This is a genomic window from Pseudomonas sp. Teo4, assembly GCF_034387475.1.
GTDB lineage: Bacteria > Pseudomonadota > Gammaproteobacteria > Pseudomonadales > Pseudomonadaceae > Aquipseudomonas.
Window position 1 is genome coordinate 1,408,613 of the sequence record NZ_JAXCIL010000002.1, and the last position, 12,173, is coordinate 1,420,785.

General features: G+C 62.1%; 10 protein-coding genes. 3 read left to right on the forward strand and 7 right to left on the reverse strand.

Annotated features, from left to right (window positions below; genetic code table 11):
- Window positions 1-51: 51 nt before the first annotated feature.
- The 4 genes from PspTeo4_RS22730 to rfbC form a co-directional block, all read right to left on the reverse strand.
- Window positions 52-507 carry a YiiD C-terminal domain-containing protein gene (locus PspTeo4_RS22730; protein ID WP_322366095.1) on the reverse strand — a complete coding sequence of 152 codons (456 nt, stop codon included), beginning with the start codon at window positions 505-507 and terminating at the stop codon, window positions 52-54.
- Complete coding sequence (locus PspTeo4_RS22735; protein ID WP_322366096.1) at window positions 504-1,913, reverse strand: sigma-54 dependent transcriptional regulator; 1,410 nt, start codon at window positions 1,911-1,913, stop codon at window positions 504-506. Before PspTeo4_RS22735 ends, PspTeo4_RS22730 begins: the two co-directional genes overlap by 4 nt.
- Window positions 1,910-3,724 carry a sensor histidine kinase gene (locus PspTeo4_RS22740; protein ID WP_322366097.1) on the reverse strand — a complete coding sequence of 605 codons (1,815 nt, stop codon included), beginning with the start codon at window positions 3,722-3,724 and terminating at the stop codon, window positions 1,910-1,912. The genes PspTeo4_RS22735 and PspTeo4_RS22740 overlap by 4 nt, the downstream gene beginning before the upstream one ends.
- Window positions 3,725-3,807: 83 nt before the next feature.
- Window positions 3,808-4,353: a dTDP-4-dehydrorhamnose 3,5-epimerase gene (gene rfbC / locus PspTeo4_RS22745; RefSeq protein WP_322366098.1), complete on the reverse strand. Its 546-nt coding sequence runs from the start codon at window positions 4,351-4,353 to the stop codon at window positions 3,808-3,810.
- Between the two features lie 409 nt (window positions 4,354-4,762).
- Between rfbC and aguA the strand changes: the two genes are divergently transcribed.
- The 3 genes from aguA (at window position 4,763) to PspTeo4_RS22760 (ending at window position 7,995) form a co-directional block, all read left to right on the forward strand.
- Window positions 4,763-5,869, forward strand: a complete 1,107-nt coding sequence (gene aguA / locus PspTeo4_RS22750; RefSeq protein ID WP_322366099.1) for an agmatine deiminase — start codon at window positions 4,763-4,765, stop codon at window positions 5,867-5,869.
- Window positions 5,870-6,054: 185 nt separating this feature from the next.
- A complete protein-coding gene (locus PspTeo4_RS22755; RefSeq protein ID WP_322366100.1) occupies window positions 6,055-6,252 on the forward strand; it encodes a hypothetical protein in 198 nt (65 codons plus the stop codon).
- Between the two features lie 420 nt (window positions 6,253-6,672).
- Window positions 6,673-7,995: an OprD family porin gene (locus tag PspTeo4_RS22760; RefSeq protein WP_322366101.1), complete on the forward strand. Its 1,323-nt coding sequence runs from the start codon at window positions 6,673-6,675 to the stop codon at window positions 7,993-7,995.
- Between the two features lie 100 nt (window positions 7,996-8,095).
- On the opposite strand, the gene PspTeo4_RS22765 is transcribed toward PspTeo4_RS22760, so the two are convergent.
- The 3 genes from PspTeo4_RS22765 to PspTeo4_RS22775 all read right to left on the reverse strand — a co-directional run bounded on the left by PspTeo4_RS22765 (window position 8,096) and on the right by PspTeo4_RS22775 (window position 12,065).
- Entirely contained in the window at window positions 8,096-9,757 is a 1,662-nt protein-coding gene (locus tag PspTeo4_RS22765) for an FMN-binding glutamate synthase family protein (protein WP_322366102.1), read from the reverse strand.
- A gap of 219 nt (window positions 9,758-9,976) precedes the next feature.
- Window positions 9,977-11,353 carry an ATP-binding protein gene (locus PspTeo4_RS22770; protein WP_322366103.1) on the reverse strand — a complete coding sequence of 459 codons (1,377 nt, stop codon included), beginning with the start codon at window positions 11,351-11,353 and terminating at the stop codon, window positions 9,977-9,979.
- Window positions 11,346-12,065, reverse strand: a complete 720-nt coding sequence (locus tag PspTeo4_RS22775; protein WP_322366104.1) for a response regulator transcription factor — start codon at window positions 12,063-12,065, stop codon at window positions 11,346-11,348. Before PspTeo4_RS22775 ends, PspTeo4_RS22770 begins: the two co-directional genes overlap by 8 nt.
- Window positions 12,066-12,173: the final 108 nt, after the last annotated feature.

Genomic DNA, 12,173 nt, shown 5'->3' on the forward strand with positions numbered 1-12,173 from the left:
GTTCGCGGGTAAACCCGCTCCCACAGGGTGGGTGGTGCGAGAGGTCGTGTCTCAGCGGTGCAGAACGTACTGCCCGCTGAAATTCACGGCGGGCTCATCGCTACCGGCATTGCTGACAGTGGTCTGCAACGTCAACCGCGCTCGGCCACGACGCTGGTACATCGTGATGAAACGCTCCCAGGTCTTGTCGTCCGGCGCCTGGCACCGCGCCACAGCAGCCCCGGTAACCGGCAGCGGATAGCTGATCTGCCCCTCCTGAATGACGATATGGCCGTCATCGATACCCTGCTCGCGCAGACGCAGGTGCAGCCAGCCCCAACCCACCAGCACCGCCGCGCAATACAGGCTGCCACCGAACATGGTGCTCTTGTGGTTGACGTTGGCCTCCAGCGGCAGCTGCAGCTGCAGGCAGTGATCCTGCCAGCCAACGACTTCCAGGCCCATCTCGCGGGTCAGGGGAATGTCATGGTGCAGTACGGACTGCAGGTACTGGCTGTCGGTGGTCATGGGCGGGTGTCCTCTTGGTCGTCGTGTCCGCTGCTGGCGCCTTCGAAGTTCAGGCCGTGCTTGCGCAGCTTGTCATGCAGGGTTTTGCGGGGGATGCCGAGGGCTTCGGCCAGGCTGCGCATCGAGCTGTGCGGCTGCGTGAGTTCGGTCGCGATCAGCGAGCGCTCGAACTGCTCGACCTGCTCGCTGAGGTTGCCGCTCAGCACCGGTACTGCCGTTGTTGTCGCGGTCGGCAACTGGCCGTCGAGGGCCAGCTCTAGGCCAAGGGCGAAGCGCTCGGCGGCGTTTTGCAGCTCGCGCACATTGCCCGGCCAGTCGTGGCGCAGCAGCATGGCGCGTTGCGCCGGTTGCAGGCTATGCGGCGGCAGGCCGTGCCGCTGGCTCGCGGCATCGGCGAAATGCTGGAACAGCACCAGAATGTCGTCGCCCCGCTCACGCAGTGGCGGGATTCGCAGCGGGGCCACGTTAAGACGGTAGTAGAGGTCGGCGCGAAAACGCCCCTGGTCGGCGGACTGGCGCAGGTCTTCCTTGGTCGCGGCAATTACGCGGATATCCAGCGGGATCAGCTGATTGCCGCCCAGGCGCTCGACCACACGCTCCTGCAGCAGACGCAGCAGCTTGACCTGCACGTCCAGGCTCATGCTCTCGATTTCGTCGAGGAACAGCGTGCCGCCATTGGCGAACTCGAACTTGCCGATACGGCGCTTCTGCGCGCCAGTGAATGCACCTGGTTCATGGCCGAACAGTTCGCTCTCGACCACCGACTCGGCCAGCGCCCCGGCATTGATCGCCACGAACGGTCCATCACGGCGGCTGGAGAGGTCATGCAGGGCACGGGCCACCACCTCTTTGCCCGCGCCGGTCTCGCCCAGAATCAATACATCGGCGCGGGTGCCGGCCAGGGCGCCGATTTGTTCGCGCAGGCGCTGCATGGCAGGCGACTGGCCAACCAGGCGGGTGGATAGCTGTTGGCGGTCACTCAGGGCCAGGCGCAGGCTGCGGTTGTCCAGCACCAGGCGGCGCAGTGCCAGTGCGCGGCGCACGCTGTCCAGCAAAGCGTCGGTGGCGAACGGCTTTTCCAGGAAGTCATAGGCACCGGCACGCATGGCCTGAACCGCCAGCGGCACGTCGCCGTGGCCGGTTATCAGCAGTACCGGAAGCTCGTTGTCGCGGGCGTGCAGTTGCTCCAGCAATTGCAGGCCATCGATGCCTGGCATACGGATATCGCTGACCACTACGCCCGGCCAGTCAGGTTCGATTCGCCCGGCCAAGTCTTGGGCATCGGCCAGGGCGACGACCTTCAGCCCGGCCAGGTCGAGTGTCTGGCTCAGTGCCTGACGCAGGTGCGGGTCGTCGTCCACCAGAATGACCTGGGCGTGGCTGTCGATCAGTGTCTCGGTCGTCATACCGAGGGGTCCTCCGAGGGTTGCAGGTTGGCACCAGGCTGAGCCACGCGCAGCTGCAAGGTCAGCAGGGCGCCACCTTCCGGGTGGTTGCCGAGCAGCAGTTCTCCGCCCAGGGCACGCATCAGGCTTTCACAGATGGCCAGGCCCAGGCCCAAGCCCTGAGTACGGGTCTTGGTGGTGAAGAACGGCTCCTTGGCATGCTCCAGTGCTTGGCGGCTGAAGCCTGGGCCGTTGTCGCGGATGTACAGGTAGACGTAGTCGTCGCGCTTTTCGGCACTCAACCAAAGTCGGCGTGGGTTGGCCTTTTCGGTCAGGGCGTCGAGGGCGTTGGCCAGCAGGTTGCCCAGTACCTGGCGCAGGCGGGTTTCACCCGCTTGCACCCACAAGGTGGCATCCGGCAGGTCGCGGATCAGCTCCACGGCCATGGCGCGCCGGCGCTTGGCCAACAAGGCCAAGGCGTCGTCCAGCGCGGGTTGCAGGGCCACGCTTTCCGGGGCATGACGGTCGCGTCGGGCGAAGGCGCGCAGGTGGGCGATGATCGAGGCCATGCGCCCGGTAAGCTCGCCGATCAGCTTGAGGTTGCCCCGGGCGTCCTCGGTGCGCTGGTGGTCCAGCAGGATCTCGGCGTTTTCGGCATAGCTGCGAATCGCGGCCAGTGGCTGGTTGAGCTCATGGCTGATGCTCGCCGACATGGTGCCGAGCACCGACAGCTTACCGGCCTGGACCAGCTCGTCCTGGGCGCGGACCAGCTCCTGCTGGGCATCCTCGCGCTCCAGCACCGCGCTTTTGAGACGGGCGTTGAGGCCTTCAAGGTCGGCGGTACGCTCGATCACGCGCTTTTCCAGCTCCTGGCGGCCACGGGCTTCGAAGTCGATGCGGTCGATGTAATGGCGCCGCCGCTGCATCACCAGCCCGGCCAGCAGCATCAATACCAGCAGTGCGCCACCGCCGATGGCCATGACTGTCTGTACCGAGCGGTCGACCAGGGTGCGCGGGGCGAGAATGCTGACCTGCCAACCGGTTTCCTTGATGTCGCGAGTCTGGATCAGCCAGGCCTCGGGGTTCAGGCTCAATGGTTGAGGTGCCTGGGTTGGGTAGGGCTGGATGGCAATGATCGCCTGGCGTTCGTCCTCAGTCAGCTCACGGGTGGAACGGAAACGCCAGTCTGGCCGCGAAGTCAGCACCACGACGCCGTTCTGGTCGGTCAGCAGCAGTTGTTCGGGAGTACGGCCCCAGAGGGTTTCGGTGTGGTCCAGGTCGACCTTTACCACCAGCACGCCGACCACCCGTTCGCGATCGCGCACGGCTGCTGCGAAGAAGTAACCGCGCTTGGCCGAGGTGGTGCCCTGGCCGAAGAAGCGTCCCAGACGCCCCTCCATGGCTTCCATGAAGTAAGGGCGGAAGGCGAAGTTGCGGCCGACGAAGCTGTCGTGTTTGTCCCAGTTCGAAGCGGCCAGGGTGTTGCCGCGCACGTCCATCAGGTACATCACCTCGGCACCGGTCTGGTGGACGATGTCCTTGAGCAGGCGATTGGCATTGGTGACCGCTTCGAGGCGCAGCGGGTCGGCCAGTACGTTGCGCAGGGCAGGCAGGTCGCCGAGGATCTGCGGCAAGGTCTCATAACGGTGCAAGGTGCCGAGCAGGTTGGCCACGTAAAGGTCGAGAGTCTGACGATTCTGCGAGGCCAGTTCGTCCTGATAGTAGCGCTCGGCCAGGTGATGCAGGGGCCACAGCAACGGGGCCAGGCACAGGGCCAACAGGGCCAGGCTGCGCCAGCGGGGGCGGCGAGGGGGCGTAGGTTTTGCAATCATCGCGTAATGGCGCCAGAAGGGTCTGGCGCAATTATGCGCTAGTTAAGGCAGGCGATCAGCGCCTGCCGTTTTCTTGCAAGGGCTCAGGGGAACAAGTCGGCTTCGTTCAACAGTGTGCCGGCCTGGTCTTTGGCAGAAAGGATCGGCGGCCTTTCCAGGCCCCAATCGATGGCCAGTTGCGGGTCATCCCAGCGGATGCAGCGTTCGGCAGCGGGGTTGTAGTAGTCGGTGGTTTTGTACAGGAAGTCGGCCGAGTCGCTCAGCACCAGGAAACCGTGGGCGAACCCTGGTGGAATCCAGAACTGACGGTGGTCTGCGGCGCTCAGTCTGGTGGCCACCCAACGGCCGAACGTGGGCGAGCTGCGGCGAATGTCCACGGCCACATCCAGCACCTCGCCATGGGTCACCCGGACCAGTTTCCCCTGAGGGTTGTCGATCTGGTAGTGCAGCCCTCGCAGCACACCGCGCTGTGAGCGCGAGTGGTTGTCCTGGACGAAGTGGGCCGTGAACCCTGTCTGCCTGGCGAATTCGCGGGCGTTGAAGCTTTCGAAGAAGAATCCGCGGCTGTCGCCGAAGACCTTGGGTTCGATGATCAGTACATCAGGGATGTCGGTGGCGATGATGTTCATGGCGATAACTTGACCCGTGAGCGCTGGGTTCGACCGTGTGAGTCCCTTTTTCAATTTAGCCGCCTTGGCCTCTTGCAGCCTAGATTGCCAGCATGGCAGCGCTTCGGGGCACTCTGATCATTTCATCTTCATCGCTTGTTTATCGGCGGCTTTACAGGCGAGATAAGCGAAAAGTGAAATAGCTTTCATCTTTAATGCCCTGTGGCTCACGGCTGCAGCGGAGGCTTGGCTAAGACCTGTAACACGGCTGTTGTATCTGGTTAAATCGATTGTTATCGATGTGATGCGCTTCCGTATGTCTAAACTGTTAGTTATCCCACTTCTAAAGCCGATATTTATCGGTTAAATTGACTGACAAGTGAACAGATCAACCCCTGGCCAGCACGCCGGGCTCTACAAGAGGTTAACCATGAAAACCCTTAACTCGACACCTCGCGCCGACGGCTTCCACATGCCTGCCGAGTGGGCGCCGCAGAGCCAGGTCTGGATGGTCTGGCCAGAGCGCCCGGACAACTGGCGTCTGGGCGGCAAGCCGGCGCAGGCCGCTCACGTGACCCTGGCCAAGGCCATCGCACGCTTCGAGCCGGTGACCGTGGCGGTTTCCGCCGGCCAGTACGAGAACGCCCGTCGCCAGCTCGACCTGCCGAACATCCGCGTGGTTGAAATCAGCAACGATGACGCGTGGGTGCGTGACACCGGCCCGACCTTCGTCATCAACGACCATGGCGAAGTGCGCGGTGTGGACTGGGGCTTCAACGCCTGGGGTGGTTTCGATGGTGGCCTTTATGCGCCGTGGAACCGCGACGAAGAGCTGGCGGCCAAGGTATTGGAGATGGAGCGTTGCCAGCGCTACCACACCGAGGGCTTCGTGCTTGAGGGTGGTTCGATTCACGTCGATGGCGAAGGCACTCTGATCACCACCGAGGAATGCCTGCTCAACCGTAATCGCAACCCGCACCTGAACCGCGAGCAGATCGAAGACATTCTGCGCGAGCACCTGTCGGTCGAGACCATCGTCTGGCTGCCGGATGGCCTGTACAACGACGAAACCGACGGCCATGTCGACAACTTCTGCTGTTACGTCAGCCCAGGTGAAGTGTTACTGGCCTGGACCGATGATTCCAACGATCCCAACTATGCACGCTGCCACGCCGCTTATGACGTGCTGAAAAACAGCCGTGACGCCAAGGGACGCGAGTTTGTGGTGCATAAAATGCCGATTCCAGGCCCTCTGTTCGCCACCCAGGCAGAGTGCGACGGCGTCGACCACGTCGTCGGTAGCCAGGAGCGCGACCCCTCGGTTCGCCTGGCCGGTTCGTACGTGAACTTCCTGATCGTCAACGGCGGGATCATCGCGCCAAGCTTCGATGACCCGGCAGATGCGCAAGCTAGAGCGATTCTGGCCAAGGTCTTCCCAGACCACGAAGTGGTGATGATTCCGGGGCGTGAACTGCTGCTGGGGGGTGGCAACATCCACTGTCTGACTCAACAGCAACCGGCACCGGTTAAACGCTGATACACAACGCTCGCAAAAGGCCCGTCGATAGACGGGTTTTTTGTTTCCGGCAGATGCGCGGCTGCTCACATGGCATATGTTTTGTATTGTTTTTCATGGGCTTAGACCCAGCAGACGGGACTCTCCGTTCTGTAACAATACAAACGTAAATTTGCCGCTCACGGGCCCAGGGAGTACGTGTAAAGATGAATGCAGCAAGTGAGTCGGCATTGCCCCCATCGGCAGTGAACCACCAATCGCTCCAGATTCTGGCGCAGTGGTTGAAACACCATGGAAGCAACCGGGTCAGGACGACCGACCCACGACGCGTGCTGGACGGGCGTTACCCCCAAGGGCTGATCAGCGATGCAGAGCTCGAGGCGCTGCTGGCCGTATGGCATTGATCAGGGGATAACCCGTCAGGAAAACAAAAACGCCACCGCAATCGCGGTGGCGTTTTCATTTGTGGGTGTCACCGTGGCTGCATGGCGCGTCGATGTTGTCGACCTGGTCAGGTCGACTTTTCCGACTAGAGATAAATTCTCTTTGTCCGGCATTGTCCTGCATGGAAATGCACCAGACCTTTGGGTGATTTTGGTTATAACAACCTGCATTTCACGAGTTTTTGACATTTGTAATCGCGCGCGGCTACGATTCGGCCAACGCCTGCTGGCCACCTGAGGCCATGCTGCTGCACAAGGCCCGCCACACGACCATTGGCGGGCTTTTCAGTTTGGATCCGCAAAGCGTCGAACCTACGAAGGGGCGTTGGTTCCTGGCGTCATATTGCAGAGCGTTTTTGATTAAGAAATAAGGAAAACAACATGTTGAAAACCAGGATCAGCCTGGTCGCCTTGGCGATGATCGCCGCGACCCAGGCCCAGGCCAACGAGCAGGCCGAAAGCAAGGGCTTCGTCGAAGACAGTCACGCAAACGTTCTCCTGCGTAACGCTTACATCAACCGTGACAAGAAACACGGTACCGATGACCAGATCGAGTGGGGCCAGGCGTTCATCGCCAACTTCTCCTCTGGCTTCACCCAAGGCACCGTCGGTGTCGGCGTCGACGCATTCGGCCTGTACGCCGTGCGTCTGGACGGCGGCAAGGGCCACAACGGTGGCGGCGGCGTCGACTTCTTCAAACCGCACAACACCAAGAATGCCGATGGCAACGCCAGCGGGCCGCATGACTTGGCGCGTGCTGGCGCTGCCGTGAAGTTCCGCATCTCCAACACTGTGCTGAAGTACGGTGACCAGATGCCGACCCTGCCAGTGCTGCAATACGACGACGGCCGTCTGTTGCCAGAAAGCTTCACCGGCACCCTGCTGACCTCCAAGGAGATCGAGGGCCTGGAAGTGAACGTCGGTCGTTTCACTCAGGAAGCGCGTAAAAGTGCCGAGCGTCGTGACGGTGGCGGTCTGAAGTCGATCAACGTCTACGGTGCCAGCTACAAGTTCACCGACAACTTCACCGCCTCGCTGTACGCGGCTGAAAACGAAGACGTGCTCAAGCGCCAGTACCTGGGCCTGAACTACGTGTTCCCGATCGCCAACGACCAGTCCCTGACCCTGGACTTCAACGGCTATCGTTCGGACATCGACAAAGAATTCGTACGTTCCGCCGAGCTCATGGGTGACTCCAACGTCATCTGGAGCCTGGCTGCAACCTACGCCTATGGCCCTCACTCCTTCACCATCGCGCACCAGCGCAGCACCGGCAGCACCGGCTACAACTACGGTGGCTACCAGAACGCAGGTGGTGTGGGTGACGGTGGTTCGACCATCTACCTGGCCAACTCCTACTGGTCCGACTTCAACGCTGAAGACGAGCGCTCCTGGCAGCTGGGCTATGGCCTGGACTTCGGTGCCTACGGCATTCCAGGCCTGACCTACAAGCTGGCCTACGTGGTGGGTGACAACATCAACACCGCCAACCTGGCCAATCCGCAAGGCTTCGGCGAAGGTAAAGAGCGCGAAATCTTCAACCAGATCCGTTACGTCGTTCAGGACGGCCCGGCCAAGGACCTGTCGATCAAGCTGCGTAGCTCGTTCGTGCGCACCAACAACGCTGTCCAGCAGAACGGCAACTACATGGACGACGGCAACGAAGTCCGCGTATTCGTCGAATACCCGATCAGCATCTTCTGATTGGATGACCTGATCGCCGGCAAGCCGGCTGCCACAAGTGCTGCGCTGATCCTGAGATCACTGCAACCCCTGTGGGAGCCGCCTTGCCGGCGATGAGGCCCTAAGCAGGTTCCACCTCTTCCTGGCGAATCATCTTCGCTAGCGCTGTGTCACTTGCCTGTGGCGCAAAGCTGTCACTGCGCGCCATGCGCCACATCCGTGCATAGAACTCACTTTCGATCGAGCCACTGAGCAATTCGCCGGGCTTGAGGAACTGGTGCAGGTCAGAAAACAAACTGATTTCGCTGGTGCTGATGCGCCGCGCCAGGTGCTTTGGCTTGAGCTCCGACGGGTGCTCCAGGCCGGCCGCCGCAAGCATTTCGGCCAAGGCATGCAGGGTATTGCGGTGGAAACTGGCCACGCGCTCGGATTTCTCCGGCACCACCAGTGCACGCTGGCGCAGCGGGTCTTGGGTCGCTACACCGGTCGGGCACTTGTTGGTGTGGCAACTTTGCGACTGGATACAGCCAATGGCGAACATGAAGCCACGCGCCGAGTTGACCCAATCGGCACCGATGGCCAATACACTGGCGATATCGAAGGCACTGACGATCTTGCCGGCTGCGCCGATGCGGATGCTGCTGCGCAGGTTCAGGCCAACCAAGGTGTTGTGCACGAACATCAGGCCTTCGCGCATGGGTACGCCCATGTTGTCGCTGAACTCACGAGGCGCCGCGCCGGTGCCACCTTCCTTGCCATCGACGACGATGAAGTCCGGGGTGATGCCCGTGACCAGCATGGCCTTGGCAATGGCCATGAACTCCCACGGGTGGCCCAGGCAGAACTTGAACCCCACCGGCTTGCCGCCCGACAACTCACGCAGGCTGGCAATGAACTGCAGCAACTGCACCGGTGTACGGAAGGCGCTGTGCGCCGCGGGTGAAATGCAGTCTTCGCCAACCCGTACGCCACGGGTGGTGGCGATTTCCGGGCTGACCTTGTGCCCCGGCAGAATCCCACCATGGCCAGGTTTGGCGCCCTGACTGAGCTTTACCTCGATCATCTTCACCTGGGGCGAGCGCGCCTGTTCGGCGAACCGCTTGGGGTCGAAGTGGCCATCTTCGGTGCGGCAACCGAAGTAGCCGCTGCCAATTTCCCAAATCAGGTCGCCACCATGTTCGCGATGGTAAGGGCTGATGCTGCCCTCGCCGGTGTCATGGGCGAAGCGCCCCAGGCGTGCGCCTTGGTTCAGCGCCGCAATGGCGTTGGCGCTGAGGGCGCCGAAGCTCATGGCCGAGATGTTGAAGATCGACGCCGAATACGGCAGCCGGCACTGTGGGCCGCCAATGGCGATACGGAACGACGCCGGGTCTGGCGTGGCCACCGGCACCATCGAGTGGCTGATGAATTCGAAGCCTGGCTTGTAGGCATCGTTGAGGGTGCCGAAGGCCTTCTCGGCGCTTTCGTTCTTGGCTCGGGCATACACCAGCGAACGCTGGGAGCGGGAGAAGGGCAGCTTGTCGTCGTCGCCTTCGATCAGGTACTGGCGGATTTCCGGGCGAATGGTCTCGATCAGGTAGCGAATGTTGCCCAGGATCGGGTAGTTGCGCCGCACCGCATGGTGGCTTTGACGCAAGTCGTTGAGGCCGACCAGGCTGAGCAGGGCGGTGATGAGGGTGACGGGCCAGAGCCAGGTGTGCTGGCCAAGGTACGGCAGGCTCGCGAAGGTGAAGATCAGGCAGGTAGCCAGACAGGCGTAGCGGCTGGGTAGAGAGTGTTTCATGGATCCATCGCTGACAGGATGACCGGGCCTAGGATAGGCAAAGCGTCAGCTTGGAAAACCTGGGGAATTGGTAAAACACTGTTACGCGTTGGTGGGTTGTGTTGTTGTTTTGGGCCTCATCGCCGGCAAGCCGGCTCCTACAGGTACAGCGGTGATCTCAAGGTTGGCGCGGTCCCTGTGGGAGCCGGCTTGCCGGCGATGAGGCCGGTACAGCCAGCCCTATCCAGGCAGTAGAACGCTAACCCGCAAACCACCACCGTCACGGTTCATCAGCCTCAGCTCACCCCCATGGCTGGCAGCAATCCGCTGGGCAATACTCAACCCCAGCCCGTACCCGCCAGACGCCTGGTTACGCGAACTCTCACCCCGCACAAACGGATCGATGATGGTCGCCATCAGCCCGGGTGCAATCCCTGGCCCACGGTCGTCGATGTGAACGAACACACCTGTGGCGCCACGCTCCAGAGTGACCGAAACCTCTTTGGCATAGCGCAGGGCATTCACCAACAGGTTTTGCAGACAACGCTGCATCAGCAAGGCATCCACCCGCAGGCCGCCAACCTTTCCCTGTATCGGCAGCGGCTCGTCGGCACTGGCTAGGTCAGCGCACAGCCGCGCCACCAGCCGGTCGAGGTCGACTTGCTGCAGGTTCTGTTGCTCGCCTGCGCGCAGGTAATCCAGCACTTGGCCGATCATGCTGTCCATCTGCGTGATGTTCTGCCGCAGGCGTTCTCGCTGTTCGGCGTCTTGCAGGCGCTCCAGGCGCAGACGCATGCGTGTCAGTGGGGTGCGCAAGTCGTGGGACACTGCCGCAAGAAAGTGCGCCTTGTCGTTGACCATGGTGATCAGCCGTTGCTGCATGGCATTGAAAGCCTGGGCCGCCTGGCGAACCTCTTGTGGCCCGTCCAGCGCCAATGGTGGCTGTTCCAGGTTGCTGCCCAACCCTCGTGCGGCATCGGCCAGCCGCCTTAGCGGGCGCAGGCACAGGCGCACCGCGACCAGGCAGACCAGCAACACCGCGACAATGCGCAGGGCGTACACCCGCAGCAGGTAATCGCTGATCAGCACCCAGGCCGACTCGCCGCTCCAGCCTTGCAGCTCCTGGCCGTCGATGGTCAGCCAGTGTCCATCGGCCAGCGGTATCGCGAACTGGATGTGCGCCTGGGCGGTGCGCAGGCCGAACAGGCTGCGCCAGACGATCGGTTGGCCAAGCTCATCGGTCAATTGCACGTTCAACAATCGCACGTCCTGAGCCTGGCCCAACTCGTATTCCAGTGCCTGGCGCAGCAGCAGTTCGACCCGCCGTCGTCCTCGGCGCTCATCGTGCTGCACCTCTGGCAGGGCTTCGGCGCAGCGCAGATGGTAATGCGTCGGCACCTGAAGCTGGCCGGCATGGCAGTCGGCTTGGCGGATCAGTGGGGCACTTCGGGCGGCGACCAACCGCACTGGCGCTTCCAGCACCTGGGCAAAACGCACATCGAACCAGATGCTGCTCGACATCAGCTGGATCACCAGCGTGCCGCTGACCATGATCAGCAGCAGCTGGCCAAACAGCGTGCGTGGCCACAGTCGGCGCAGCCAGCGCACGTCAGGCATCCGCCCCGGCGCGGGCAATGTTCAGCAGATAGCCCTCGTTGCGGATGGTCAGAATCTGTACGTCACCCTCTGGTGCGCGGCGCAACTGCTGGCGCAAGCGGCTGATGCACATGTCCACCGAACGGTCGTCGGGGTGGTGGTCGCGACCGAACGCGCTGCGGGTCAATTGGTCGCGGGACACCACGCGGCTTTTGGCGTCCAACAGTTCGCGCAGAACACGGTGGTCCGAGCGCGCCAGGGTCAGCGACTCGCCATCCGGGCGCGTGAGCAGGCGTTTGATGTGGTCGATGGCAAAGCCGGCGAAGTGCTGCGCTTCGGCTGCGGACTCCTCGATGGCCGCGTCGAGGCGCTGGGGACGTCGCAGCACGGCCTTGATACGCGCCGTCAGTTCGCGCGGTTCGAAGGGCTTGGCCAGGTAGTCGTCGGCTCCCACCTCAAGGCCAATGATGCGGTCCAGCGTACTGCCCTTGGCCGACAGCATGATTACCGCCAAGCCAGGCGTTGCCTGCAGCTGGCGGCACAGGCTCAAGCCATCTTCACCTGGCAGCATCAGGTCGAGTACGACCAGGTCGACCTTGTGCCGCGCCAGTTGCTCACGCATCTCGTCGCCATGGGCCGCCGACAGCACGTTATAGCCGGCATCGGTCAGGTAATCGCAAAGAAGTTCGCGGATCTCGTCGTCATCGTCGACGACAAGCAGGGTTGTGCTCATCGAAAAAACACCTTTTGGCGGAGGGCGGCAGTGCTCGTTACGTTCGATTACATGCCCATACAAGCCGGACATGGAGCCCGGAGGGCGGATGCCTAGAATCGTAACAAA

What these genes read in the sequence shown, in the direction of transcription:
- PspTeo4_RS22730 (WP_322366095.1), bottom strand. Translation starts at nt 507, where the DNA reads ATGACCACCGACAGCCAGTACCTGCAGTCCGTACTGCACCATGACATT.
- PspTeo4_RS22735 (WP_322366096.1), bottom strand. Translation starts at nt 1,913, where the DNA reads ATGACGACCGAGACACTGATCGACAGCCACGCCCAGGTCATTCTGGTG.
- PspTeo4_RS22740 (WP_322366097.1), bottom strand. Translation starts at nt 3,724, where the DNA reads ATGATTGCAAAACCTACGCCCCCTCGCCGCCCCCGCTGGCGCAGCCTG.
- rfbC (WP_322366098.1), bottom strand. Translation starts at nt 4,353, where the DNA reads ATGAACATCATCGCCACCGACATCCCTGATGTACTGATCATCGAACCC.
- aguA (WP_322366099.1), top strand. Translation starts at nt 4,763, where the DNA reads ATGAAAACCCTTAACTCGACACCTCGCGCCGACGGCTTCCACATGCCT.
- PspTeo4_RS22755 (WP_322366100.1), top strand. Translation starts at nt 6,055, where the DNA reads ATGAATGCAGCAAGTGAGTCGGCATTGCCCCCATCGGCAGTGAACCAC.
- PspTeo4_RS22760 (WP_322366101.1), top strand. Translation starts at nt 6,673, where the DNA reads ATGTTGAAAACCAGGATCAGCCTGGTCGCCTTGGCGATGATCGCCGCG.
- PspTeo4_RS22765 (WP_322366102.1), bottom strand. Translation starts at nt 9,757, where the DNA reads ATGAAACACTCTCTACCCAGCCGCTACGCCTGTCTGGCTACCTGCCTG.
- PspTeo4_RS22770 (WP_322366103.1), bottom strand. Translation starts at nt 11,353, where the DNA reads ATGCCTGACGTGCGCTGGCTGCGCCGACTGTGGCCACGCACGCTGTTT.
- PspTeo4_RS22775 (WP_322366104.1), bottom strand. Translation starts at nt 12,065, where the DNA reads ATGAGCACAACCCTGCTTGTCGTCGACGATGACGACGAGATCCGCGAA.